This window comes from Pseudomonas sp. S10E 269 (genome assembly GCF_002798465.1).
GTDB lineage: Bacteria > Pseudomonadota > Gammaproteobacteria > Pseudomonadales > Pseudomonadaceae > Aquipseudomonas > Aquipseudomonas pergaminensis.
Genome location: NZ_PHIJ01000001.1, coordinates 1,093,241 through 1,118,658, shown reverse-complemented (window position 1 = coordinate 1,118,658; position 25,418 = coordinate 1,093,241). Strand labels below are relative to the sequence as shown.

Annotated in this window: 26 protein-coding genes; 14 read left to right on the top strand and 12 right to left on the bottom strand. The window is 61.9% G+C overall.

Annotated elements, in window-relative coordinates:
• Positions 1 to 15 precede the first annotated feature (15 nt).
• The 6 genes from CWC48_RS05265 (at position 16) to CWC48_RS05240 (ending at position 6,321) form a co-directional block, all read left to right on the top strand.
• Complete coding sequence (locus tag CWC48_RS05265) at positions 16 to 1,047, top strand: amino acid ABC transporter substrate-binding protein (protein WP_025855626.1); 1,032 nt, start codon at positions 16 to 18, stop codon at positions 1,045 to 1,047.
• A gap of 72 nt (positions 1,048 to 1,119) precedes the next feature.
• Positions 1,120 to 2,301, top strand: a complete 1,182-nt coding sequence (locus tag CWC48_RS05260; protein WP_100491452.1) for an amino acid ABC transporter permease — start codon at positions 1,120 to 1,122, stop codon at positions 2,299 to 2,301.
• A gap of 10 nt (positions 2,302 to 2,311) precedes the next feature.
• A complete protein-coding gene (locus tag CWC48_RS05255) occupies positions 2,312 to 3,409 on the top strand; it encodes an amino acid ABC transporter permease (RefSeq protein WP_078047000.1) in 1,098 nt (365 codons plus the stop codon).
• Positions 3,410 to 3,420: 11 nt separating this feature from the next.
• Complete coding sequence (locus tag CWC48_RS05250) at positions 3,421 to 4,185, top strand: amino acid ABC transporter ATP-binding protein (protein WP_003171943.1); 765 nt, start codon at positions 3,421 to 3,423, stop codon at positions 4,183 to 4,185.
• 221 nt (positions 4,186 to 4,406) lie between these two features.
• Positions 4,407 to 5,066, top strand: coding sequence for a FadR/GntR family transcriptional regulator (locus tag CWC48_RS05245; RefSeq protein WP_078047001.1), 660 nt, complete (start codon positions 4,407 to 4,409; stop codon positions 5,064 to 5,066).
• The gene (locus CWC48_RS05240; protein ID WP_100491451.1) at positions 5,056 to 6,321 is read left to right on the top strand and encodes a CynX/NimT family MFS transporter; all 1,266 of its coding nucleotides are present in this window, start codon (positions 5,056 to 5,058) and stop codon (positions 6,319 to 6,321) included. Before CWC48_RS05245 ends, CWC48_RS05240 begins: the two co-directional genes overlap by 11 nt.
• A 95-nt stretch (positions 6,322 to 6,416) precedes the next feature.
• Here the strand turns inward: CWC48_RS05240 and CWC48_RS05235 are convergent, their stop codons facing one another.
• The 11 genes from CWC48_RS05235 to CWC48_RS05185 form a co-directional block, all read right to left on the bottom strand.
• On the bottom strand, positions 6,417 to 7,040 hold the full coding sequence (locus CWC48_RS05235; protein ID WP_078047003.1) for a DUF1120 domain-containing protein: 624 nt from the start codon (positions 7,038 to 7,040) through the stop codon (positions 6,417 to 6,419).
• Between the two features lie 48 nt (positions 7,041 to 7,088).
• Positions 7,089 to 7,739, bottom strand: coding sequence for a DUF1120 domain-containing protein (locus CWC48_RS05230; protein WP_078047004.1), 651 nt, complete (start codon positions 7,737 to 7,739; stop codon positions 7,089 to 7,091).
• Between the two features lie 10 nt (positions 7,740 to 7,749).
• Positions 7,750 to 8,370: a DUF1120 domain-containing protein gene (locus CWC48_RS05225; RefSeq protein ID WP_100491450.1), complete on the bottom strand. Its 621-nt coding sequence runs from the start codon at positions 8,368 to 8,370 to the stop codon at positions 7,750 to 7,752.
• A gap of 10 nt (positions 8,371 to 8,380) precedes the next feature.
• Positions 8,381 to 9,508 carry a DUF1120 domain-containing protein gene (locus CWC48_RS05220; RefSeq protein ID WP_100491449.1) on the bottom strand — a complete coding sequence of 376 codons (1,128 nt, stop codon included), beginning with the start codon at positions 9,506 to 9,508 and terminating at the stop codon, positions 8,381 to 8,383.
• An 11-nt stretch (positions 9,509 to 9,519) separates the two neighbouring features.
• On the bottom strand, positions 9,520 to 11,976 hold the full coding sequence (locus CWC48_RS05215; protein ID WP_100491448.1) for a fimbria/pilus outer membrane usher protein: 2,457 nt from the start codon (positions 11,974 to 11,976) through the stop codon (positions 9,520 to 9,522).
• A gap of 54 nt (positions 11,977 to 12,030) precedes the next feature.
• Complete coding sequence (locus CWC48_RS05210) at positions 12,031 to 12,732, bottom strand: fimbria/pilus chaperone family protein (protein WP_078047008.1); 702 nt, start codon at positions 12,730 to 12,732, stop codon at positions 12,031 to 12,033.
• 47 nt (positions 12,733 to 12,779) lie between these two features.
• Positions 12,780 to 13,406 (bottom strand): DUF1120 domain-containing protein, encoded by a 627-nt coding sequence (locus CWC48_RS05205; protein ID WP_078047009.1) that lies wholly within the window; start codon positions 13,404 to 13,406, stop codon positions 12,780 to 12,782.
• An 83-nt stretch (positions 13,407 to 13,489) separates the two neighbouring features.
• On the bottom strand, positions 13,490 to 14,113 hold the full coding sequence (locus CWC48_RS05200; RefSeq protein ID WP_100491447.1) for a DUF1120 domain-containing protein: 624 nt from the start codon (positions 14,111 to 14,113) through the stop codon (positions 13,490 to 13,492).
• Positions 14,114 to 14,252: 139 nt separating this feature from the next.
• A complete protein-coding gene (locus tag CWC48_RS05195; protein WP_078047011.1) occupies positions 14,253 to 14,876 on the bottom strand; it encodes a DUF1120 domain-containing protein in 624 nt (207 codons plus the stop codon).
• Between the two features lie 38 nt (positions 14,877 to 14,914).
• Positions 14,915 to 15,538, bottom strand: coding sequence for a DUF1120 domain-containing protein (locus CWC48_RS05190; RefSeq protein WP_078047012.1), 624 nt, complete (start codon positions 15,536 to 15,538; stop codon positions 14,915 to 14,917).
• Between the two features lie 30 nt (positions 15,539 to 15,568).
• On the bottom strand, positions 15,569 to 15,754 hold the full coding sequence (locus tag CWC48_RS05185) for a hypothetical protein (protein ID WP_078047013.1): 186 nt from the start codon (positions 15,752 to 15,754) through the stop codon (positions 15,569 to 15,571).
• Positions 15,755 to 16,162: 408 nt separating this feature from the next.
• Here CWC48_RS05185 and CWC48_RS05175 point away from each other — a divergent pair, with 408 nt between their 5' ends.
• The 8 genes from CWC48_RS05175 to dacB all read left to right on the top strand — a co-directional run bounded on the left by CWC48_RS05175 (position 16,163) and on the right by dacB (position 24,599).
• The gene (locus CWC48_RS05175; protein WP_078047015.1) at positions 16,163 to 16,942 is read left to right on the top strand and encodes a response regulator; all 780 of its coding nucleotides are present in this window, start codon (positions 16,163 to 16,165) and stop codon (positions 16,940 to 16,942) included.
• 201 nt (positions 16,943 to 17,143) lie between these two features.
• On the top strand, positions 17,144 to 17,779 hold the full coding sequence (locus tag CWC48_RS05170; RefSeq protein ID WP_078047016.1) for a response regulator transcription factor: 636 nt from the start codon (positions 17,144 to 17,146) through the stop codon (positions 17,777 to 17,779).
• A 213-nt stretch (positions 17,780 to 17,992) separates the two neighbouring features.
• Positions 17,993 to 18,634 (top strand): DUF1120 domain-containing protein, encoded by a 642-nt coding sequence (locus CWC48_RS05165; protein ID WP_078047017.1) that lies wholly within the window; start codon positions 17,993 to 17,995, stop codon positions 18,632 to 18,634.
• A 96-nt stretch (positions 18,635 to 18,730) separates the two neighbouring features.
• A complete protein-coding gene (locus CWC48_RS05160) occupies positions 18,731 to 19,201 on the top strand; it encodes a nuclear transport factor 2 family protein (protein WP_078047018.1) in 471 nt (156 codons plus the stop codon).
• A 36-nt stretch (positions 19,202 to 19,237) separates the two neighbouring features.
• Complete coding sequence (locus CWC48_RS05155; protein WP_099494202.1) at positions 19,238 to 19,513, top strand: GIY-YIG nuclease family protein; 276 nt, start codon at positions 19,238 to 19,240, stop codon at positions 19,511 to 19,513.
• A gap of 75 nt (positions 19,514 to 19,588) precedes the next feature.
• Positions 19,589 to 20,524, top strand: a complete 936-nt coding sequence (locus CWC48_RS05150) for a glutathione S-transferase family protein (RefSeq protein WP_100491446.1) — start codon at positions 19,589 to 19,591, stop codon at positions 20,522 to 20,524.
• A 108-nt stretch (positions 20,525 to 20,632) separates the two neighbouring features.
• Positions 20,633 to 23,053: a TonB-dependent receptor gene (locus CWC48_RS05145; RefSeq protein ID WP_100491445.1), complete on the top strand. Its 2,421-nt coding sequence runs from the start codon at positions 20,633 to 20,635 to the stop codon at positions 23,051 to 23,053.
• A gap of 100 nt (positions 23,054 to 23,153) precedes the next feature.
• Positions 23,154 to 24,599, top strand: a complete 1,446-nt coding sequence (gene dacB / locus CWC48_RS05140; protein WP_100491444.1) for a D-alanyl-D-alanine carboxypeptidase/D-alanyl-D-alanine-endopeptidase — start codon at positions 23,154 to 23,156, stop codon at positions 24,597 to 24,599.
• A 1-nt stretch (position 24,600) separates the two neighbouring features.
• Here dacB and CWC48_RS05135 read toward each other — a convergent pair whose 3' ends face one another.
• Positions 24,601 to 25,380, bottom strand: a complete 780-nt coding sequence (locus tag CWC48_RS05135; RefSeq protein ID WP_078047022.1) for an IclR family transcriptional regulator — start codon at positions 25,378 to 25,380, stop codon at positions 24,601 to 24,603.
• Positions 25,381 to 25,418: the final 38 nt, after the last annotated feature.

Sequence of the window (25,418 nt, the reverse complement as noted above, 5' to 3'; positions counted from 1 at the left end):
AAACTGGAGGTTTGAATGAAGGTATTGAAATCCACCCTGGCCATCGTTTCCGCGGCGGCTGTACTGGGTGTCAGTGGTTTCGCCCAAGCGGGCGCCACCCTGGACGCCGTGCAGAAGAAAGGCTTTGTGCAATGTGGCGTGAGTGACGGCCTGCCGGGTTTCTCGGTGCCGGATGCCAGCGGCAAGATCCTGGGGATCGACGCTGACGTGTGCCGCGCTGTGGCCGCTGCCGTTTTCGGCGACGCTACCAAGGTCAAATTCAGCCAGTTGAATGCCAAGGAGCGTTTCACCGCGCTTCAATCCGGCGAAGTCGACATTCTGTCCCGTAACACCACCATGACCAGCTCCCGCGACGCCGGCATGGGCCTGAAATTCCCGGGCTTCATCACTTACTACGACGGCATCGGCTTCCTGGTAAACAACAAGCTGGGCGTGAAAAGTGCCAAGGAACTGGACGGTGCAACCATCTGCATCCAGGCCGGTACCACCACTGAGCTGAACGTTTCCGACTACTTCCGTGGCAACGGCCTCAAATACACCCCGATCACCTTCGACACCTCCGACGAAAGCGCCAAGTCGCTGGAATCCGGTCGTTGCGACGTGCTGACCTCCGACAAGTCCCAACTGTTCGCACAGCGCAGCAAGCTGGCCGCACCGAAGGACTACGTCGTTCTGCCGGAAACCATTTCCAAAGAACCGTTGGGCCCAGTCGTGCGTAACGGCGACGACGAGTGGCTGGCCATCGTGCGCTGGGTGGGCTACGCCATGCTCAACGCTGAAGAAGCCGGTATCACCTCCAAAAACGTTGAAGCTGAAGCCAAGTCCACCAAGAACCCGGACGTTGCCCGTCTGCTCGGTGCTGACGGCGAATACGGCAAAGACTTGAAAGTGAAGAAAGACTGGGTCGTACAGATCGTCAAGCAAGTCGGTAACTACGGTGAAGTGTTCGAGCGCAACCTGGGCAAGAGCACCCCGCTGGAAATCGACCGTGGCCTGAACGCGCTGTGGAACGCTGGCGGCATTCAATACGCACCACCTGTGCGCTGATCGCTGATGGTTCTGTCACCCGGTGGGCCAACCGCCGGGTGATGTTCTGTTCCATTATTTCCGGGGCACTTCATGCAAAATCAAATCGGCGCACCCAAGCAGAAGCTCAGCTTCAGCGATCCCAAAGTGCGTGCGTGGCTCTTCCAGATCATCACGATTGTGGCGGTGGTCTCGCTGGGCTGGTACCTCTTCAACAATACCCAGACCAACCTTCAGCACCGAGGCATTACCTCGGGTTTCGACTTTCTTGAGCGCAGTGCCGGCTTCGGCATCGCGCAGCATTTGATCGATTACACCGAATCGGACAGTTATGCCCGGGTGTTTGTGATCGGTTTGCTCAACACCCTGCTGGTGACGTTTATCGGCGTGATCCTGGCGACGCTGCTCGGGTTCGTCATCGGCGTGGCGCGGCTGTCGCCGAACTGGATGATCAACAAGCTGGCGACCGTGTATGTGGAGGTGTTCCGCAACATTCCGCCACTGCTGCAAATCCTGTTCTGGTACTTCGCGGTGTTCCTGACCATGCCGGGGCCGCGCAACAGCCATAACTTCGGCGATACCTTCTTTGTCAGCAGCCGTGGCCTGAACATGCCGGCAGCGATTGCCGCTGACGGTTTCTGGCCGTTCGTGGTCAGCATCGTCGTTGCCATCGTGGCAATCGTGCTGATGGCGCGCTGGGCCAACAAGCGCTTTGAAGCCACCGGCGTCCCCTTCCATAAGTTCTGGGCGGGCCTGGCGCTGTTCATCGTGATCCCGGCCTTGTGCGCCTTGATCTTCGGTACACCGCTGCACTGGGAAATGCCCAAGCTGCAGGGTTTCAACTTTGTCGGCGGCTGGGTACTCATCCCTGAACTGCTGGCACTGACCCTGGCGCTTACTGTCTACACGGCAGCGTTTATTGCCGAGATCGTGCGTTCGGGCATCAAGTCCGTCAGCCATGGCCAGACCGAAGCCGCGCGCTCCCTGGGCCTGCGCCCTGGGCCGACGCTGCGCAAGGTCATCATTCCGCAGGCACTGCGAGTGATCATCCCGCCGCTGACCAGCCAATACCTGAACCTGGCGAAAAACTCGTCGCTGGCTGCCGGTATCGGTTACCCGGAAATGGTTTCGCTGTTTGCCGGCACGGTGCTCAACCAGACCGGCCAGGCCATCGAAGTCATTGCCATCACCATGAGCGTGTACCTGGCGATCAGCATCAGCATTTCCCTGCTGATGAACTGGTACAACAAGCGCATTGCGCTGATCGAGCGGTGAGGAAACACGCATGAGTACGCATACGTTCAAACCTGATATGCCACCGCCGAACAAAGTGTTCGGGCCGATGGCATGGATGCGCGCCAACCTGTTTTCCAGCTGGCTCAACACCCTGCTGACCCTGTTGGCGTTTTACCTGATCTACCTGGTGGTGCCACCAATCCTGCATTGGGCAATCCTGGACGCCAACTGGGTCGGCACCACGCGCGCCGATTGCACTAAGGAAGGCGCCTGCTGGGTGTTTATCCAACAGCGCTTCGGGCAGTTCATGTACGGCTACTACCCCGGCGACCTGCGCTGGCGCGTAGACCTCACCGTGTGGCTGGCCATTGTCGGCGTGGCGCCGTTGTTCATCTCGCGCTTCCAGCGCAAGGCGGTCTACGGCCTGAGCTTTCTGGTGCTGTATCCGATCATTGCCTACTTCCTGCTGCACGGCGGGATCTTCGGCCTGACCAACGTGGCGACCAGCCAATGGGGCGGCCTGATGCTGACCTTGGTGATCGCCACTGTCGGCATCGCCGGCGCGTTGCCACTGGGCATCATGCTGGCGTTGGGGCGGCGTTCGAATATGCCGGCGATTCGAGTGGTCTGCGTGACCTTCATCGAATTCTGGCGTGGCGTGCCATTGATCACCGTGCTGTTCATGTCCTCGGTGATGCTGCCGTTGTTCCTGCCTGAGGGCATGGGCATCGACAAATTGCTGCGTGCATTGATTGGCGTGATCCTGTTCCAGTCGGCCTACGTGGCCGAGGTGGTGCGCGGTGGCCTGCAGGCGATTCCAAAAGGTCAGTACGAAGCCGCTGCGGCGATGGGCCTGGGTTACTGGCGCAGCATGGGCCTGGTGATTCTGCCGCAAGCCCTGAAGCTGGTGATTCCGGGCATCGTCAACACGTTCATTGCGCTGTTCAAGGACACCAGCCTGGTGATCATCATCGGCCTGTTCGACCTGCTCAACAGCGTCAAGCAAGCCGCCGCCGACCCCAAATGGTTGGGCATGGCCACCGAAGGCTACGTGTTCGCGGCCCTGGTGTTCTGGATTTTCTGTTTTGGTATGTCGCGCTATTCCATTCATTTGGAACACAAGCTCGACACAGGCCACAAGCGTTAGGAGTTGTTGTTATGAGCGAAGCGATCAAACAGCCTGTGAGCCCTGAAGGCATTATCCAGATGCAGGGCGTCAACAAGTGGTATGGCCAGTTCCACGTGTTGAAAGACATCAACCTCAACGTCAAGCAGGGCGAGCGTATCGTGCTGTGCGGCCCGTCGGGGTCGGGCAAGTCCACCACCATCCGCTGCCTCAACCGCCTGGAAGAACACCAGCAAGGCCGCATCGTGGTCGATGGCGTGGAACTGACCAACGACCTCAAGCAGATCGAAGCGATCCGCCGCGAAGTCGGCATGGTGTTCCAGCACTTCAACCTGTTCCCGCACCTGACCATCCTGCAGAACTGCACGCTGGCACCGATGTGGGTGCGCAAGATGCCCAAGCGCAAGGCCGAGGAAATCGCCATGCACTACCTGGAGCGCGTGCGCATCCCGGAGCAGGCCCACAAGTTTCCGGGGCAACTGTCCGGCGGCCAGCAACAGCGTGTGGCGATTGCCCGTGCGCTGTGCATGAAGCCGAAGATCATGCTGTTCGATGAGCCGACCTCGGCACTCGACCCGGAAATGGTGAAAGAGGTGCTGGACACCATGATCGGCTTGGCCGAAGACGGCATGACCATGTTGTGCGTGACCCACGAAATGGGCTTTGCCCGTACCGTGGCCAACCGCGTGATCTTCATGGACAAGGGCGAAATCGTGGAACAGGCAGCACCGAATGACTTCTTCGACAACCCGCAGAACGATCGGACCAAGTTGTTCTTGAGCCAGATTTTGCATTGATCGAGGGTTGAACAAACAAACCCGGCCCTGTGCCGGGTTTGTTTTTTTGGGGCTAGGACGCTTTGAGTGCTTCAGCGTCGTTGTTCACGGTGTAGGTGAAGGCGCCACGGATGTAGCACAGCTCGGGGTTGTTCATAGAACCCTAGTGCGTTGCCTTCGTAAGAAAGTCCGAATAGGCTGTAGGAAAATTCATCCTATGATTGGACGAAAGCGCAAAACCCATGACAGACATCGCCCCATTGATCAAACGCTCCCTGGTCGACCAGGCCCTGGAGCAGTTACGCCTGCGCATCACTGAAGGCCGATGGGCCATTGGTGAGCGCTTGCCCACCGAGCCCGAGCTGTCCGCCGAGCTGGGTATCAGCCGTAATACCGTGCGTGAGGCCATGCGGGTGTTGGCGTTCTCCGGGTTGATCGAAGTGCGCCAGGGTGACGGCAGTTACCTGCGCTCGATGACCGACCCGTTGGGTGCGATGCGGGCGCTGTCGCACTGCACGCTCGAGCAGGCGCAAGAGACGCGGCAGATCCTGGAAGTGGAGGCCATCGGCCTGGCTGCACAGCGGCGTACCGCGCAAGATTTGACGCTGTTGCGCAGCGCACTGGACGCCAGCGCCGAGTTGTACCACGGTGATTTGGAGGCCTATATCAGCGCCGACCTGGTGTTTCACAAACACTTGGTCGACGCTGCGCACAACCCTGCCTTGAGCGAGCTGTACCAGTATTTCTCCGCCATCGTCGGCGCGCAGTTGCGCCAGACCCTGAATATCTCACCGCGCCGCCAGGCCGTGTTCGACCTGCATATCGCCTTGCTCGACGCGGTCGAAAACCAAGACCCGGAACGCGCCAAATCCCTCTGCCGGCAGTTGATCAATGAACCTTGAAGCCAAACGCACGACCGAACTTGAAGAGCTGCTGATCGACGCCGAAGCCGATGACGAGGAAGTGCAGCACGCCCACCCCGTGGTAAGCCGCCCGTGGCTGTTGCTGCTGGGCCTGATCCTGGTGGCGCTGAACCTGCGCCCGGCACTGTCGAGCATGTCGCCGCTGCTGGCTGAGGTCTCACAAAGCCTTGGGCTGTCGGCGGCCAAGGCCGGTTTACTGACCACTTTGCCGGTGCTGTGCCTGGGGCTGTTCGCGCCCACGGCGCCGATCCTGGCCCGACGTTTCGGTGCCGAGCGCGTGGTGCTGGGGATTCTGCTGACGTTGGCCGCAGGGATCATCCTGCGCAGCTCATTCGGTGAGCTTGGCCTGTTCGCCGGCAGCCTGATCGCCGGGGCAAGTATCGGCATCATTGGTGTGTTGCTGCCGGGCATCGTCAAGCGCGACTTTGCCAAACAGGCGGGCGCGATGACCGGCGTCTACACCATGGCGCTGTGCCTGGGTGCGGCGTTGGCGGCGGGCTCGACGGTGCCACTCAGTCATTACTTCGGCGACCGTTGGCGCATTGGCTTGGGATTCTGGATTGTGCCGGCGTTGGTCGCGGCGTTGTTCTGGTTACCGCAAGTCGGGCACAAACACGGTGCCCATCGGGTCGCCTACCGCGTGAAGGGGTTGCTGCGCGACCCTCTGGCCTGGCAGGTGACCTTGTACATGGGCCTGCAATCGTCGTTGGCGTACATCGTGTTCGGCTGGCTGCCGTCGATCCTGATCGGCCGTGGCCTGACGGCCACCGAAGCCGGCTTGGCATTGTCGGGCTCGATCATTGTGCAATTGCTGAGTTCTCTCGCCGCACCGTGGCTGGCCACCCGTGGCAAGGACCAGCGCCTGGCAATCGTGGTGGTGATGCTGCTGACCCTCGGCGGCTTGTTCGGCTGCCTGTATGCGCCGCTCGACGGGCTGTGGGGCTGGGCGATTTTGCTGGGGCTGGGCCAGGGCGGCACGTTCAGCCTGGCGCTGACCTTGATCGTACTGCGCTCGCGGGACGCCCATGTCGCCGCCAACCTGTCGAGCATGGCCCAGGGCATCGGGTACACGCTGGCGTCCATGGGGCCGTTCGCAGTCGGCCTGGTGCATGACTGGACCGGCGGCTGGACGGCAGTGGGCTGGATCTTCGCGGTGATCGGCGTGGGCGCCATCGTTGCCGGCCTGGGCGCCGGCCGTGCGCGCTATGTGGCGGTCAGCAGCGAGCGGGTGTAACGGCTACAGGCACACCGCCTTGATCGTTGCCGCTCAAGGTCGGTGTACAGACGCTGGGCTTGGTTGGAACGCCAGTGCCGTCACGCCTTTTCGTCTTACAAGTATCTGACTGTGATGGTCACGGAGCCGTCCATGTTCACCTCGTTGTCCAAGGTCAGGTTTTGCGTCGGAGCGATTACCCCCGAGACAGACAGGTCGGTGGTCAGCAGCGTTACCGGTATAGGTGTCAATGAGCCCAAGGGGGCGACGGAGTAAAGGCCGTTATCCACTATCATGGGCTCCCGCTCCCAGGTCGTCCCGCCGTCCCATGAAACAATACCGCTGACGCCGACCCCGTCAGCGACGCGATTCATCGGACTTATGGTCAGGTAGCCCAGTCTCTCTGTGCCATTGATCAGGCCAAGTCCAAAGTTGTAATAGTCATTGGAGGACTCGGTGCCTTCGCGGTTGTCTTTGGCCTCCAGGGCCATCATCGTCGCGCCTTCGCACGTCACCGTCATTTGCAGCGTTTGTCGCGGCAGGTACGTGGGCCGGTCCTTGCGTAGGTCACTGGAGGAAATCTTGCCAAAGTCCAACGATCCGCCGTTGGACAACGCGGGGCTGCAAGCGCTAGGCGTGATCATGCCCTTGACCGTGAGGTCGGTGCTGCTGGCCGCCTGCACAATGGAGGCGGCAGCCAGCAACAGGGTGGCCGTGCAAGTAGGGAAAAATGCTTTCATTTAAAGGTCTTCCTTCAGTGATGGGTGGAACTAGGGGTCAAGGGGGGATTACAGGTAAACAACTTCCAGGGTGGCTGAGCCGTCCATCCGCACGTCGTGACTCAGGTCCAGGTTCTGCTTGGCGTTGATCACCGCTTCCAGGGTCAGCGTGCTGCTCAGCACCTGGATCGGTGAAGGGCCGGCGGTGCTGCCCTCGGTCTCAGTGAATCCCAGCAGGCTGCGCGAACCGATATCGATCGGGTTGCTATTGGCGGTGCGCCACGCCACGCCGCCGGTGGTGGATTCGGTGCCGTAGAGTTGCGTGACGCTGTCGGCGACGGTCTGTTTTGGGTCGAATTTCACCGAATACACACCGATCTTGTTGCCGCTGCCGTCCAGGCCCAGCCCATAGAAAATTTCGCTGTCGACGTGGGCGGTGCCGTCGCGGTTATCGCGCATGCGCAGGGCGTAGCGGCCCGGGGCGTTGCAGCTGACGGTCAAGGTCAGGGATTTGAGTGGCAGCCGCGTGCCGGTGGATTGGTTGAGGTCTTGCTGGGAAATCTTGCCGAAATCGACCACCCCGCCGCCGGAGAACACCGGAGTGCAGGCCATGGGGGTGATCAAGCCGCCGACAGTGAGTTCGACAGTGGACGCAGCGTGGGTGGCGGCGGCACTGGCAAGCCAGGCGAAGGCGGCCACGAGAATCAATAACGTCTTCATGATTCAGCTCCTATAGGTACTTGATGCTCAGGGTCGCTGAGGCTTCGAAGTGCACTTCTTCGGTAAGCGGCAGGGTGTTGGTGGGGGCGAGGTAGGGAATGAACTGTAGGTCGCCCGTCAGATGTTGTATCGCTGCGGGGACATGAGTCTGATCAGGGGTGAACGCAGTCAGGAAGTGGTGCGACAACACGGCTGATGGGGCCCAGGTATCGGGCCCCGTCGAGCCAATAGGATTCATGTCAACGTCGTCGGCCACTACCGACTCGAGGGTGATTTGCAGGAAACCGATTTTGGCGTTGTTGCCAGCCAGTCCCAGGCCGAACGTGCTGGAGTATTCGCTGTAGCTGGAACCGAGGCGGTTATCCTTGGGTTCCAGGGCCAGCAAGGTCATGGCTTCACAGTTGATTGCAAAGTGCAGGCTGGAGGCGGGCAGCCGTGTGGGTTGATCGCTGTTCAGGTCCTTGGCTGCAAGCTTGCCCAAGTCATACACACCGCCATTGGACAAGCTGGGTGTGCAGGCACTGGGAGTGATCACGCCGCTGACGCTCAGGTCGACGGTCGAGGCGGCCTGGGCCTGTAACGCGCAGGCCAGCCCTACGCAGGCGGCCAGTGGAATCTGTATTGCTTTCATGCTTGAGTTCCTACAAGTAGTGAATTTCGAGAGTGCCCGAGCCGTCGAGGCGTACCTCGTTGCCCAGGTCCAGGGAGCCCAGGGGGGCGACAGTCGCCTCCAGGCTCAGCGTGGCATTGAGGTTTTGAATGGCGCTGGGCCCGCCTGTACTGCCGGATGTGCTGCTGAAACCCAGGTAACGATTGGCGCCTATTGCCGTGATGCGTGCGCCGGCGTTGCTCCACGGCAGGCTGCCGGTGGTGGAGTCGGTGCTGAAAACCTGGGCAAAGCTGTCGGCGGTGATGTGCGCGGGGTTGAACAGCAGCCGGTAGCGCCCGATTTTCTGTCGGCTGGCGTCCAGGCCCAGGCCATAACTGGTTTCATCGCCGGTACCGGTGGCCGAGCCCTGACGGTTGTCCTGCATGCGCATGGCAAATGCGGTGGGTGCATCGCAAGTCACGCTGAGCGATAACGCACGTGGCGCCAGAGCGGTGTCCTTGTCGACGGACAGATCGCCGACCGACAATTTGCCCAGCTCCACGTGGCCGCCGTTGGACAGGGTGGGCGTACACGCCGCCGGTGCAAAACGTGCCCGCCAGCGCAATTCCCGCGAGCGGCCGGCGCCGAGGGCATCGAACAGTCCAGCGGTGTCCCAGGTGACCGCGTCGCGCACCCGGGCAGCGTCTTCACTGGCCCAGGCACTGGCGTCCAATTGCAGCGACAGGTTGCGCCCGGTTACCGCGACGCCACCGCGCATAGGCACCACGCCGTGGTCAGGCTGCCATTCCAATGGAGCACCGACTGCGGACGGTGCTTGCCCAGGGCCTGCGATCAGACCGAGCTCGACTGCCTGGCCGTCCAGCACCGCTTCGCGCACTTGCAAGGCGTAACTGCCGCGTTCGGTGAAGCGAAACCGCCCAGGCCCCGCGCCCAGCCCGCGATAAAACACACTCATGTCGGTGGGCTGCGGGCAGTTCAGCGTGAGGCTCAGCTGCCGCTCCCCCAACAATCGCTCGGGCGCGGGCACCAAGGCCACGGCGCGGTTCATCAAGCCGAAGTCCAACTGCGTCTGGCTGAGATTGAGCTGGCATTCTTCGACGGCCAGGGCGTGGGGGCTGATCAACACGCCCAAGACGTACAAGACCGGTTTCAGGTCCATGGTCAGAGTCCTCATGGTTGGCGGCACCGGGCTGGTGCGGTCTCGAAATACACATCCGGGTCACTGTTTTTCGGCAGTGCAAAGTCGAGTCGGCAGCGCGCCTGGCCTGGGGCTTTGACCCACAGGGGGCGCGTGTCGAGCACGTCGGGCAGGAACACCTGGCTGCCTTCCTGCACCAGGGTGATGAACTCGCCATCGGCGGTGCTCACCGCCGCGCCGCGGGGCAGGGGCTGGCCGTCGTCGGTGGTCACGTTCAGCAGGGCGCGACGCGTCAGATGCACGCCAAACTGCACGCTGTCGACGGCCCCGCGCCCAGCGGAAATCACCGCCAGCCCATTGCTGATATCGGCATTGCGCGGCAGCGAACGGGTTTGCACTTCCACCGGGCTGCGGCCATAGGCGCTGACCTGCGGCACCACCGCCTGGCCTTGCCAGTCGGTCCATACCGGGCCGCTGGGGGTGTTGACCTTGACGCCGGCCATTTCGCCCACGGACATCACCGCGAAGGTATCGCGCACCGGGTAGGGCGAGAACGTCACGCCGTCGCCATGCACCACCACGCCGCCGCGCGCGCCGCCTTGGTAGCTGGAGCGTTCGCGGTCGGAGCGGGTGTAGTTGAAGTCGAGCTGGCTGTAATACGGCAAGGCGGACATACCGAGGGACGACTCCACCTCGCGGTCACGGCTGTCGCGCTCCACGCCCACGCGGTAACTCAACTGGTCGTTGAGTTGCTCGCTGAGGCCGACGCCCAGGCGGTGTTCTCCGCCGGTGTTGCGCGCCCAGGCGCGGCCGCGACGGCTCTCGCCCAGGGGCACGCTGACGGTGAGGTACAGGCTGTCATCGCTCTGCTGCCGGCCACCGACCTGCCATTCGGCACTCGCGGACACCGAGACGTTGCCGAAACTGGTGCCCCATGACGCCAGCGCGCGGCTGCTGCTGAAACCCGCATAGGAGGCCGAGCGCGAGAAGCCGGCGCTGAACGCACCTAATGACGGGTGCGACCAGGACGCGGTGGCGCTTTGCTGGTCGCGGTAGCGCGAGCGTTGCTGTTCATGGGTGTAGGTGGAATAGGTCGATTCATCCAGGTCGCGGTAGCCCAGGGAACGCCACGACAGGGCGGTGCTGACAGCCCAGCGCTCGCTCAAGCGCTGGGACCATGACAGGTCAGTCTGTACGCCCTGTTCGGTATCGGTGCGACTGGCTTGGGCTGCCTGCGCGGAGAATTGAAACTGGCTGTCCTGCCAGGGCAACCAGCCCAGGCTCAAGCCCGCCGAGCGATAGGCATCCGCTACCAACAGTCCGGCGCCCAGGCTGGCTTGGGGGTGTACCGCGCCGTTCCAGCCGGCGCTGACCACCCAGGGTTCGGCGCCGTCGCTGTCGCCGATCTTGCGCACGCGTCCCGCCGCCACCGAATAGCCCGGGGCCGGTAACCCGAGGCCAAGCATCGCCGCCGGCACCGTAAAGCGCCGCTCCTCGCCGGTGCTTTCCTTGACCGTGACTTCCACGTCCGAGCGATTGTTCAAGCGACGCACATCGCGCAGCGAAAACGGCCCGGCCGGCACCACGGTGGAATGGATCAGCGTGCCGTTCTGGCGGATCTCGACCTGGGCCGGGCTGTTGGCAATGCCATCGATGGTTGCGCCGTGGTTCTGTTCCTGCAAGGCGGTTTCGGTCAGCACCTGCGCGCCGGTGATCTGCGTGCCTGCCAGTACCGGGTTGTAGAGGCTGATCTGCCCGGCCTGCAACACCGCCTGCTGGGCAGCGAAGGTGCGTTGGGCATAGGCATCCAGGTGGGTGCTGCGTGATTGGCTGTCTTGCCAGGTCTGTACCTGGCGGCTGCGCACGATCCAGTCACCGGCGTTGAAACCCACTTCGGTATTGGCCGAGCCGAAGCGCGACGTGTCGTCACCGTATTCGTTGTAGAGGCCGGTCAAATCGTAGTTGAGCAGGCCGGCAAAGCCACCGGTCTGGTAGCCGGAAATGTCCTGTTCCACCGGGCGCAGGGCCTCGGTTGACACCACCAGCGACAGGCTCAGGTTAGCCGGGTCCTGCTCGATCACGGTGCGTGGGTGGGCGTCGAGAAACCCGGTGCAATCCGTATCACCCGTGTCGCCAGGCACCACCAGGTTGCCGGCGTCGAGCAAGGCACGGTTGAAGCACAGCGTGCCCTGACCGTCGAACAGCACATCCACGCGACCGCGCCGCTGACCGTTGACGATCAGGTTGACTGCATGCCGGCCGGCCCCGAAGCGTGGCGCCTGCAACAGCATGTTTGCCAGTTCCGGATCGATGCCGCGCTGGGACAGGGTCTGGGGGTCGAAGGAGCCGGCCAGCAGCAGCTCATCGGCGAGAATCTCGCCCGCCGGCAGTGCGCAGCTCAGTGCCAGGCCGGCCAGGAGTGCGCGGGAACGGCGGGATGAAACGTCGGGCAGGGCTTCGCCGCCACGATCAGTTATTAGTGTGTTCACAGGTCGTACTCAAAGGGTGTCGGCCGCCCTCTTGCGGGGCGGTACGCAGGGGCGCTAAAGCGTGATCGGTGCTTCGTAAGGCGCCACGGCAAAGCCGTAGACGGTGGCCGGTTGCAGTTGCACGCGGGTGGCCCCGGCTGCACTGGCCGTTACGCTCAGGGTTTCCCCCGGCAGTACATAGGTGCGCGGCAACAGCGCCGAGCCCGTGCCTGGCAACAGCCGCAGTTCCTGGGCCAGACGCACCACGTACGGCGTCGGGTTGTGCACCGTCAACTGAGTCTGGTCCAGGCTCCAGCTCAAGCCGGTCCAGGGCGTGCGGTTCGGTGCCAGGCCCTTGGGATGCACAATCACCGGCAGGTTCTGGCGCACGGTCACGCCGACGCGAGCATGCCCGGCCTCGGTGGTCGAACGGCCCTGAGGCATGCCTTCGAAAATCACCCGCTTGAGGCGCTGGGTTTCCAGCGGCTTGGGCGATTGCAGGATGAAGCGGATCAGTTGGCTCTTGGACGGTTCGACCCGAGCCAGGGGCGGCGTGACAAACAGCAGCGGTTCCGGGTCTTCGGGAATGTCTTCCAGGGTGACGTGCAGCAGGGCCAGCTTGTCGTCGGTGTTGGTCACCGACACTGAGGCTTCACCGTCGTCTTCGTTGACGATCACCACGGAGGTGTCCGGCACCATGCCGTCGGCCAGCAGTGGGCCGCAGAACAGCAGAACAAGACAGGCACCCAGGCGTCGGGCGCGGTTCGGGGAAATCATGGGGTTCACCGGTTGGGAAAAGTGAGGGTTGGGAAGAGGTGACATGGCTACAGGTACCTCAGGTCGAGCACGATGGAACCGTCCAGCGGCACCTCTTGTTTGAGGGTCAGGAATGCTGACGCGTTGATCGATGTATTCACCTGCAAGGTGGCGGTCAGCAGGCGGTGGGCTTCGGGTATCAGCGTGCCCGGCTTGGCGAAGCCCATGTAGGTGTCCGGGTAGGCATTGGACTCCGGGAACCAGGTCTGGCCCTGGTTGCTGGACGCCAGTACCAGCGCGGGTTCGCCATCTACCACCACGTCACGGAACCCCAGGGACACGGTGCCCAAGCGCTCGCTAGGCTCATGGATGTTGTTCCCCAGGCCGTAATAAAACCCGGGACCCAGGGAGGAGCTGGCGCGGTTGTCCAGACCCACCAGCACGAACAGCACCGACTCGTTGCAGCTCACACTCAGGTCCAGAGTCTGGGTGGGCAGGGCGCTGAACTCATGCTGATTGAGACTGCGCGCCGGGATCCGGCCATGATCGACGATGCCGTCGGCCGAAAGCAGCGGTGTGCAGGCGCTGGGTGTGATCAGGCCCCGGACCGTGAGATCGACAGAGGATGCGCCAAAGGCAGGCGCGGCAGTCAGGCAGAAAGCGAGTGTCACCAGGCGGCGTGAAAAGGTGTTCATGGCTGTGTCTTGTGACCGTGGTTAAGGGGCAACGGGGATGACAGCGTTGCGCGCAATGGCGGGGGCCGTCGTGCGCGACTGGCTTACAGGTACCTGACCGTCAGGGTCACGGAGCCGTCGATGCTGGCTTCGTTATCCAGGGTCAGTTGATTTGTCGGGGCAATGGTTGGGGAGATCTGCAAATCTGCGCTGAGCAACTGGACAGGTTTCGGCGTGATACTGTTCATGTCGGCTACCGAAGTGATGCTGTCGCGCGCTAGCTGGCGGTCGGGGTGCCAGGCGGTACCGCCGTCGTAGGACGCAATGAATCTGACTGCGATGCCATCGGCGACAGGGGGCGCTAGCCTCATCTCCATGAGGCCGAGTTTCTCGCTGCCGTTGATCAGCCCCAGGCCGTAGTACTGCACGCCGTCGATGTAGCTCGAGCCTTCGCGGTTGTCCTTGCTTTCCATGGCGATCAAGGTGGCTGCCTCGCACGTGACGGTCAGTTGCAGGGTTTGAACGGGGAGGGCGGTCGAGTTATCGACGTTGAGGTCCTTGGCCGAGAGCTTGCCGTAGTCCACTGCGCCACCGTTGGACAGGGTCGGGGTGCAGGAACTCGGTGTGATCAGGCCCTTGACCGCGAGGTCGACGCTGGAGGCGGCGATTGCCTGGGTAGCACCTGCCAGCAGCAGGCTGGCAACGAGGGGCTTGATGGGGAGGTGCATGTCGGAACTCCTGTAGAAAAAGGTGAAAGCGCGCTTACCCAGACTTGAGTTGCAAAGTGGTGTGCCCCAGGCGGCGTGATCGGGTGTTCATGGGCAACGGCAATGGCCGCGATGCGCGCAACAGCGGCGAGCTGTCGGCTTACAAATACTTGACCGTTAGGGTCACGGAGCCGTCGATGGCGGCTTCGTTGGTCAGGGTCAGTTGGTTCGTCGGGGCAATGAACGGGTTGATCTGCAGGTCGGCGTTGAACATTTGGACCGGCATTGGTGCCACGGTGCTCGCGTCGGCCACCGAAAGAAGGGTGTCGTCCATGAACATGTAATCGGGAGCCCAAGTGTTACCGCTGTCATAGGAAATGATGGTTCTGGCCGCCACGCCGTCCGCCACCGGGTTGCGCAGCCCCAGTGTCATGCCGCCGAGCTTTTCAGTGCCGTTGATCAGCCCCAGTCCGTACTCCATCTGGTCGTTTTCGTAATCTGAGCCTGCGCGGTTGTCCTTGCCCTCTATGGCCATCAGGGTCGCTGCGTCGCAGGTGACCGTCAGTTGCAGGGTTTGCATGGGCAGGAACGTCTTGCGGTCCGCGTTGAGATCCTTGGCCGAGATCTTGCCGTAATCCACCGCGCCACCATTGGACAGGGTCGGTGTGCAGGAACTCGGTGTGATCAGGCCCTTGACCGCGAGGTCGACGCTGGAGGCGGCGATCGCCTGGGTGGCACCTACCAGCAGCAGGGTGACAACGAGGGGCTTGATGGAGAGGTTCATGGTGGGACTCCTGTGGGAAGAAAAGTGAAAAAGCCGGCTTACCAATACTTGAGTTGCAAGGTGGCGTGCCCGTCGATGGGCACCTCATCGAGCAGCGTCAGGTCGCTGGCCGGAACCACGATGGTGAAGGCGCGCAAGCGCGCGCTCAGGTCCTGCATGGCAATGGGCGTGCTGGTGTCGCCGGGCGCGGCGAATGAGGTCAACGCGGCGTGCCCCAGGTACGAAGAAGGCCCCCAACTGCCGCCCCCATCGCGGGACATGATGGCGGTCACCGGCACGCTGTCGGCGATCGGCTCGAACACCCCGAAAGCCACACTGCCCAGGTCCTGGTCTTCGTTGACCTTGCCCAGCCCGTGGAACACCGGGTTGATCGCCGAGCTTCCCGAGCGGTTGTCGACGGTGCTCAGGGTGAAGAACGTCGCGCCTTCGCAATGCACGGCCAGGTTCATCTCACCGACGGGCAGGCGGGTCGGTTGGTCGCGATCCAGGTCCTTGACCGTCAATTTGCCGTGATCCACCACACCACCTTCCGAAAGCGTCGGCGTGCAGGAGCTCGGGGTGATGATCCCGGTGACGCTCACGTCGGTAGTGCTGGCGGCGAAGACCGCCGGCGTGCAAGCCGCCATCAGCAGGGCAAAAACAGCGGGGGTGGGGCTATTCATGGGCACAAATCCTTGTGAGAGGCTGGTGGGTTACAGGTAGCGCAATTCCAGGGGGGATGAGCCGTCGATCGGCTGCTCCTCGGTCAGGGTCAGGTTGCAGGCGTTGGGTGTTATCAGCCCCTTGACGGTCAAGTCGACGCTACTGGCGGCCAGTGCGTCAGATGAGCCACCGACGATCAGCAAGGCTGTCAGGGCGGCGGTGAGTGAGGCGTTCATATCAATGTTCCTGGAATAAAGGCGTGCTAGGGCACGATTTGCCGGCAACGGCAAAAGACCTCTATTTGGGTCGTTTTGAAGTGGGGAGGAATGTATCGCTAGCCCTGGGAAAGGAGGAATACAACAAATACGAAAGGCGGGAGGCTGGGTTGCTTGAGAGGGAGGAGGCGTGGGGAAAGTGGCGGGCCGCTTGTAGGAAAAACTTAAATCTCGTAGTAGTTGTATCGCTGAAAAAGATCCACTCGGATACGTTCTTACCCAACTATCGCTCTGACTCAATCCCACGAGTCGAGCTGCTTTTAGTACGCGAAAAGTTCGAGAAACGCTGGCGCCTTGCGTTGGCACACTTCAACCAACTCCTTGCTCCATGAGGGACCTGGTGGGCTTGTCGCTCTGCATGAGGTTATTTTGCCGGGCAAATATCCAGGCCATTGGCAACACGTCAACGTACTGGTAGTAGATGACCACCGGGTCTATCGGCTATTGATCGGCGGGTTACTGCACAAATTGGGCGTGCCCCATGAAGTCCACTGCGATGGGCAGGCTGCCCTGGACGCAATGGCTGGCAGCACGTTTGATTTGGTGATCACTGACTGCCGCATGCCGCTCATGGATGGCTACACCCTTGCCCGTGAACTGCGGCGCCGCGAGCGTGAGGCCGGGAGACCCCGCGTGCCAGTCATTTCCCTGACCGGCCGGCTCGGCCAGCAAGAAGTCCGGCGTTGCCTGGACAGTGGCATGGACGGCTGGCTGATCAAACCCATCACGCTCGAACAACTCAAGGAAGTGTTGATGTACTGGCTGCCGGACCCCCGGCAGCGTCTACGCAAAGGACCTATAACCGTGCATGAGCGTTCTCAGGAAACACGGCCCACCCGAGCAGGACTGATCGCTGCCTTCGGCTCTTGGGGCGTGGTGCAACCTCTGTTGGAGAGCCTGTTGCAGGAAGCACGGGAAGACCTGGAGGCACTGGAGCAGGCGCGAGTCAGTGGCGATATTTCGCTCACGACACAGCGCCTGCATCGCCTGGTGGGTAGCATCGCGTTCCTGGGGGCGACGGGGTTGGAGCGCCGTGCGATCCAGTTGACCGATCGCGTCAATCTCTCGGGTGTTGCCTTTAACGGCGCGGCTTTGCAGGCGCTTTGCCAAGAGGTCGAGCGGTATTTGGAAGAACTGGCGTTCCTTTGATTACCTCTGATAAAGCTGAAGGAAATCATCCGTCTAAGTTGTAGTACTTTTCTGAGGGTTGATTCTTTTTATTCTGTAGGTGAACTGCTTGAAGTCCTAAAATACGGGGCTCTCGCTTTAAGGGGTTAATTATTTCCGGTTGTTGCTTAAAGACCTCCGAGGTATTTTGCCCGACTCACACTTCTATCTTGGATAGCGCCGATGATTCGCATCATTATTGCTGACGATCACCCTATTGTCCGAGTCGGTCAGAGAGTGGTGATCGAGGCGAGTGGTAAGTGCAAAGTCGTGGGGGAGGCCAATGGCCCGGACCAACTGCTGACCCTGGTCGGCAGCACACCTTGCGATGTTATTGTCACGGACTTCGCCATGCCCGGCGACCATCAAGCCGATGGGTATGGATTGCTGGGATTGTTGCATCGCCAATACCCGAAATTGCCGGTGGTACTGGTGACCATGTTTGCCAATGTCTCGACCCTGCGTTCGGCATTTTCCCATGGGGCGCAGGCCGTCGTGGCCAAAAGCGCGTCAGCGCGGGAGCTGCCGCTGGCACTCAAGGCCGTGAGCGAAGGCCGCACCTTTGTCAGCGAATGCCTGCGCGTGCAACTGGATGAAGCCTGCCATGCGCAGCCAACGCAGCCGGCACGGCTGTCCGGTAAAGAACACGAAGTGGTGCGCATGCTCGCCAGCGGTATGACCGTCAGCCAGATTGCCGCGCGGGTCAATCGCAGCATCTCGACCATCAGCAAGCAAAAGAGTACGGCGATGCAGCGGTTATGCATTTCTACCGATGTGGATCTGTTTACCTATGCGCGGGAAAGTGGAATGGTGCCCTAGCAACTTTGCAAGTGCTTAAGTTGCAGATTTATTACAGGGGGAAGTGCGCGATTCGTAATACTTGCATTGGGTTAAAGTTGGACGCGCGTTAAATTTGACTCACGTACCCGGCAGCTATAAGTCGGGGCCTATATACCCTCTGTCCAACACTTAGTCGAACTGGCGCGGCAGTCTTTTGTCGTGCCAAGTTCGATGTTTAATGAGTCTTTTCTGATGAAACATTCCCTGTCCCTTATTGCTGCCGTGTTTCTACTGTCCGGTGCGTCCAACTTGCTTGCCGCATCCGCGGTTGACCTGAGTGTCAAGGGCACCATTACGCCTTCCGCCTGCACCCCGACCTTGTCAAGTGGTGGTGTGGTCGAGCATGGAAAGATTTCCATGCAAGACCTGCATCCGTACCAGTCGACCAGACTGGCGGATGCCACGCTACAACTGACGGTCAACTGCGCTGCGTCGACGTTGTTTGCCATACAGAGCCATGACAACCGCGAAGGCACTTCAGCAGAATGGAACGGTGCTCGTCCCAATTATGGCCTTGGGTTGGCCAATGGCGATGTAAAAATTGGCTGGTACATGCTCAAAATGATCAACCCACTGGCTGATAGCGTGCCACGGGCAGTCATTGAATCAATCGACGGCAAGACCTGGCTTGATGCCCCCACTGGCACTGTCTGGCAACCGGGCTGGATGAGGTCGTTCAACGGCGCCGCCGGTGGCGATCCAGTGCCGCTTTCAATGGTGACCATGCAGGTGGATGTGGTGGTAGAGACCACCATCGCCGACAAACGCAAGTTGCCCGCTGACCAGGAAATCCCCCTCGACGGCAGTGCAACCCTGGATGTCGTCTACCTCTAACCTCGCCATGCTCCATTTATGCGGTGAATGACCATGGTGTTCCCAGGCTTCGCGGCTTATCGTGCACCCCTACAGCGATAACCGCGGAGCCTGCCCATGAGTGATGCCCATAACCTGTTGATCACCCGCTTCTATGAAGCCTTCCAACGCCTGGACGCGGAGGCCATGGCCGCCTGCTACACCGATGATGTGGTGTTCAGCGACCCGGCCTTTGGCGAACTGCGCGGCCGCGATGCCGGTGACATGTGGCGCATGCTCACCACACGGGCCAAGGACTTTTCGCTGACCTTCGACCATGTGCGCAGCGATGACACCACCGGCAGTGCGCATTGGGTGGCGACGTACCTGTTCAGCGCCACCGGCAATACCGTGGTCAATGACATTGGTGCGCGCTTTGTGTTTCGCGACGGCAAGATCTGCGAGCATCACGATCACTTTGACTTGTGGCGCTGGTCGCGTCAGGCGCTGGGCCTCAAGGGGCTGTTGCTGGGCTGGTCGCCGGCCCTGAAAAACGCCGTGCGTGCCCAGGCCTTGAAAGGTCTGAAGGCATTCCAGGCCGGTCGTTGATAAGCTTGGCGCTCCCCTGGTTTGCCGACACTGCCCGTGACTGATCTTCCTGAACCCAAACCCTGGTTTGTCTACCTGGTGCGTGCCGCCAACGGCTCGTTGTACTGTGGCATCAGCAATGACCCGGTGCGCCGTTTTGCCTCGCACCAGAGCGGCAAGGGCGCGCGGTTCTTCCTCTCCAGCCCCGCAGTGGCGCTGGTGTACACCGAGCAATGCGCGAGCAAAGGCGAGGCGCTGCGCCAGGAACGGCTGATCAAGAAGCTCAGGAAGAGCGCCAAGGAATGCCTGGCGGCAAGTGGCTCATTGATTTGACTGATGGGTTCCCATCGCACCGAACCGCCGTATCGCAGGCTAAGCTAGCGGCTCATCCATTGAGCGGAGCCTGGCATGTCTGAGTTGATCCTGCACCACTACCCGCAATCCCCTTTCGCTGAAAAAGCCCGCCTGCTGCTGGGCTTTAAAGGCTTGTCCTGGCGCTCGGTGTTTATTTCACCGGTGATGCCCAAGCCCGACCTGACCGCCCTGACCGGTGGCTATCGCAAGACGCCGGTGCTGCAAGTGGGTGCGGATATCTATTGCGACACTGCATTGATCGCCCGGCGTCTGGAGCAGGAAAAGCCTGCGCCGGCGCTGTTCCCCCAAGGTCTGGAGTCGATCACCCAGGGCTTCGCGGCGTGGGCCGATTCAGTGGTGTTCTCCCATGCCGTGGCGCTGGTGTTCCAGCCGGAATCCCTGGCGGTCAAGTTCGCCAAGGTGCCGCCGCAAATGCTCCAGGTGCTGGTGGCCGACCGTGCCAAGTTGTTCAGTGGTGGCACCGCGACCCGGGTGCAATTGGAGGTGGCCAAGCATCAGTGGCCGGCGATTGTCAGCCGTATCGACCAACAATTGCAGCACCAGGCCGGGGATTTCCTGTTCGGCGAGCCGTCGATTGCCGACTTTGCCCTGGCCCACCCGTTGTGGTTCCTCAAAGGTTCGTCGGTGACGGCGCCGCTGGTGGACGCGTACCCGGCTGTCGCCGCGTGGCTGGAACGGGTCCTGGGCTTTGGCCATGGCACGGCCAGCGAGATGAGCGCCGAGCAAGCGTTGGAAGTCGCTCGCAATGCCACACCTGCCGCCTTGCCCGAGGAACTGTTCGAGGACTTGAACGGCTTCAAGGCCGGCCAGCAGGTGACGATTTCAGCCACTGATTACGGGACCGACCCTGTGGCGGGCGAACTGTTGTTTGTGGGGCGCGAGGAGGTGATCCTGCGCCGTAGCGATGAACGTGCTGGCACCGTGCATGTGCATTTTCCACGCATGGGGTTTTGCATCCAGGCGCAATAAACAAAATATTTGCAAATAAAAGTGAGGTAAATCCACCGCCCAACCGTGTAGTGCTTGAAACTGCGATCTATTCGCATTAACAGCGTTTTCTACACGGGTTCTCACAGCATGAAGTCGACGGCGGGCGGTTGGGTAAAACAGTGGCTGGGAGCCTCGGCATTGGCAGTATCGGGGCTGGCGTTGCTGCCCCTGAGCGTGGCGCAGGCGCAGGAGCAGCAAAGCGCCCAGTTCAACTTTGCCCTGGCGGCCAAACCGCTGCCCCAGGCCCTGAGCGATTTCAGCCGGGTCACCGGGATCAGCGTGATCTACACCGACGAAGCGCCCTATGGTCTCCAGGCCCCGGCGGTCAGCGGGCAGATGAGTGCGACCCAGGCCCTGCAACGGTTGCTCGGCAACACCGGCTTTACCTTCCGCCAGATCGACGCGCGTACCCTGGCCCTGGAACCGGTGCCTACCGACGGCGCGGTCAACCTTGGCGCGACCACTATCAGCGGTGTCGGCCAGCAGGCCCAGGACGGCACCAGCTACCAGCCGCCGCCCACCAGTTCGGTGATGCGCTCCCATGGCCTGCTGCTGGAAACCCCGCAAACCGTCAACGTGGTTCCGGCCCAAGTGCTGCGCGACCAGACCCCGCGCAACCTGGATGACGCCCTGGGCAATATCAGTGGCATCACCCAGGCCAATACCCTGGCCAGCACCCAGGACGCGGTGATGCTGCGCGGTTTTGGCGACAACCGTAACGGCTCGATCATGCGCGACGGCATGCCTATCGTGCAGGGGCGTGCGCTGAATGCCACGGCGGAGCGGGTCGAAGTCCTCAAGGGGCCAGCCTCCTTGTTGTACGGCATCCAGGACCCGGGCGGCGTGGTGAACATCGTCAGCAAAAAGCCTGAGCTGGTCCAATCCACCGCCCTGACCGTGCGCGGCTCCACCTTCGGTGATGGCAAGAACGGTAGCGGCGGCAGCCTAGACACCACCGGCCCGATTGGCGACAGCGGCCTGGCCTATCGGCTGATCGTCGACCATGAAGACGAGGATTACTGGCGCAACTTCGGTACCCACCGCGAGAGCCTGATCGCGCCGTCGCTGGCCTGGTATGGCGACACCACCAAGCTGTTGTTCGCCTACGAGCACCGCGAGTTTCTCACGCCGTTTGACCGTGGCACCGCCATCGACAAGTCCAACCACCCGTTGGACATCCCGGCCACCCGTCGGCTGGATGAACCCTTCAACAACATGGAAGGGCGGTCCGACCTGTACCGCTTTGAAGCCGATCACGACCTCAACGATGACTGGAAGGCCCATTTCGGCTACAGCTGGAACCGCGAAACCTACGATGCCAGCCAAGTGCGCGTGAGCGCGGTGAACACCAACGGCACCCTGACCCGCAAGATGGATGGCACCAAGGGGGCGATCACCACCGACCGTTTCGCCACCGCGAGCCTGGAAGGCAAGGTCAATGTGTTCGGCTTGCAGAATGATGTGGTATTCGGCCTGGATGACGAGTACCGCAAGATTTATCGCGCCGATCTGATTCGCCAGAACTCCCGTGGCACCTTCAACTACAACAACCCGGTGTATGGCAACGAAGTGGCGGGCACCACCGTCAGCCCTGCTGACAGTGCGCAAACCGACCTGCTGCGCAGCGACTCGCTGTTCTTCCAGGACGCGATTCACCTGAACGACCAGTGGATTTTTGTCGCCGGTGCGCGCTACCAGATGTATGACCAATACGCCGGCAAGGGCGTGCCATTCAAGGCCAACACCAACGGCAACGGCCAGGCCTGGGTGCCGCGTGCGGGGCTGGTGTATCGCTACACCGACGAACTGTCGTTCTATGGCAGCTACACCGAGTCGTTCAAACCCAACTCCACCATTGCCGCCTTGGCTGACGGCAGCACGCTGACCGGCGACCTGACACCCGAGGAGTCCAAGTCCTGGGAGCTGGGGGCCAAGCTCGATATCCCAGGGCGCATCACCGCCAGCGCGGCGTTGTTTACCATCGACAAGCGCAATGTGCTGGTGTCGGTCGGTTCCGGCGCGAACACCGTCTACAGCATTGCCGGCCAGGTGCGTTCCCGTGGCCTGGAGCTGGACGCCACCGGCCAACTGACCGACAAGTGGAGCCTGATCGGCAGCTACGCCTACACCGATGCCGAAGACATCAAGGACAAGGACCCGACCCTGGAAGGCAACCGCCTGCAGAACGTTGCCAAGCACACAGGCTCGCTGTCGGTGGCCTATGACTTCGGCAACGTCTTTGGTGGCGATCAGTTGCGGGTGGGAACCGGTGCGCGGTATGTCGGCGAGCGTGCGGGGGATGCTGCCAACGATTTCACGTTGCCGGGGTATACCGTGGCGGATGCCTTTGCCACCTACGACACCAGGATCGATGGGCAGAAGGTCAAGTTCCAGCTCAACGTGAAGAACATGTTCGACCGCGTCTACTACACCTCGGCGGCCAGCCGGCTGTTTGTGTCCATGGGGGATGCGCGGCAGGTGTCGGTGTCGAGCACCCTGGAGTTCTAATGCAGTAGCCGGCTTGCGATGTCCGCCGGTTTTTTCGCCAGCAAGCCGGCTCCTACAGTGGTAGCGTTGTCGCTCAGTTTTTTGCGGAAACCAATCACCGATGCAATTTGGAAAGTGGATATACACCGGCACAATGTTGTTTCTGCTGGGTGGCTGCGCGAGTGTTTCACCGACTTCCACCCCGGCACGCCTGGACCAGCTCCTGACTGACCCGGCCCTTAACGGCGCTACCGTCTCCCTGATGGTGCGCGACGCCCGCAGCGGCAGCACGCTGTACCAGCACAACCCGCGAACCCGTCTGATTCCGGCGTCCAACCTCAAACTGCTCACCACCGCAGCGGCAATGGATGTGCTGGGGCCGCAGTACCGTTTCTCCACCCAACTGCGGGGCAATGGCACGCAACAAGGCGAGCGGCTGAGCGGCAACCTGTACCTGCGTGGCCTGGGCGACCCGACCACGCAGTTCGCCGACTACCAGGCGTTGGCTGCACAACTGGCGGAGCAGGGCGTGCGCCAGGTCCAGGGCGATCTTGTCTTCGATGACACCTGGTTCGACGCGGAACGGCTTGGCGTGGATTGGGCCCAGGACGATGAAAGCACCTATTACGGCGCGCAGATTTCGGCGCTGACCGTGTCACCCAACACCGATTTTGATGCGGGCACCTTGCTGGTCACGGCGAAGGCGCCGGTAATGGCGGGCCAGCCGGTGAGCGTGGTCATCAGCCCGCCCACGGACTACGTGCAACTCAGCAATCGCGCCGTCAGCGGCCCGGGCAACAACTACGGCATCACCCGTCAGCACGGCACCAACCTGCTGCAACTCAGCGGCGCACTGGCGCCGGGCAAGCAGAGCCGGCAGTGGGTGAGCGTGTGGGAGCCGACCCAACTGGTGGCGAACCTGTTTGAACAGGCGCTGGCGCAGCAGGGCATCACGGTGATGGGGCGGCGTGTGATCGGCGGTGTGAGCCCGGCGACGGCGAGGGTGCTGGCGGAACATCAATCGGCACCTTTGCAGGCACTGATCACGCCGCTGCTCAAACTCTCGAACAACAACATGTCCGAAGCCTTGCTCAAGGCCATGGGGCGCAAGACCGCCAACGCGGGCACGGCGCAGGCCGGTGTCGCGGCCGTGGCGGACTTCATGCGGCGCCAGGGGCTGGACCCGACGACGCTGAGCCAGGTCGATGGCTCGGGGCTGTCACGGCGTAACCTGGTGTCGTCGCAAAACCTCACCGATCTGCTGCTGGCCACGGCCAAACAGCCCTGGTTCGATGCCTGGTACAACGCCTTGCCCATTGCCGGCAACCCGGACCGCATGACCGGTGGCAGCCTGCGCTACCGCTTGCGCGGCACGGCGGCTGAAAACAACCTGCATGCCAAGACCGGCTCCATGGCCGGTGTGTCTTCGTTGAGCGGCTACATCACCGACGCCGAGGGCCGGCGCCTGGTGTTTTCAATCATCAGCAACAACTACGTCAGTAGCACTGCACCCGTGCGTGCGCTGGAGAACCGCGTGGCGCTGGCCCTGACCCAGTGGCACGACTAGCTCAGGGCTGGTAGCCCATGCGCCAACTCACGGCCCGGGTCGCCGCCAGCAAGCGCTGCGCCGCCGGGCCGTCCTCGTCGGCGTGGAACAACGAGGTGGGGCCGACCACGGTCATCACTGCCGCCACTTGACCGACGGCGTTGAACACCGGCGCCGACAACGCATCAACGCCGGGCATCAACAAGCCATGCACAAAATGCAGGCCACGGCTGCGGATTTGTGCGCAGGCGGTGGCGTACGCCTGGTCATCCGCCAGGGCATGGGCGGTGCCGGCCTGGATCTCGCGCTCACGCAACTCCACGGTTTCCCGCGACGGCAGGAAGGCGCTGAACACCAGCCCGGTGGATGAACTGAGCAGCGGCAGCACCGAACCCAATTGCGTCACCACCGTCACGGCACGCACTGCCGGTTCGATCTGCACCACGGTCGCGCCCTGGTTGCCCCACACCGCCAGGAAGCAGGTTTCATTCAATTCATCGCGCAGCTCAGCCAGGGGCATCGCGCCAACTTTCAGCACATCCATGCTGCCCAGTGCCGCCAGGCCGACGCGCAAGGCTTCACGGCCCAGGCCGTAGTGGTTGGTGGCCGTGTTCTGTTCGGCGAACCCCGAGGCGATCAGCGCTTGGAGGTAGCGGTGCACCTTGCTCGCCGGCATCTGCACGTGCTCGGCCAGGCGCGACAACGAAGTGGCCGGGGACAGTTCGGCCAGGGCCTTGAGGATATCGGTGCCCACTTCGGCCGAGCGGACTTTCTGTTTACCGGTGTCGCGGGGCTTTTCCATGGAGGAGCGAGAATCCGAGAGATGAATGGGCGTCTTTA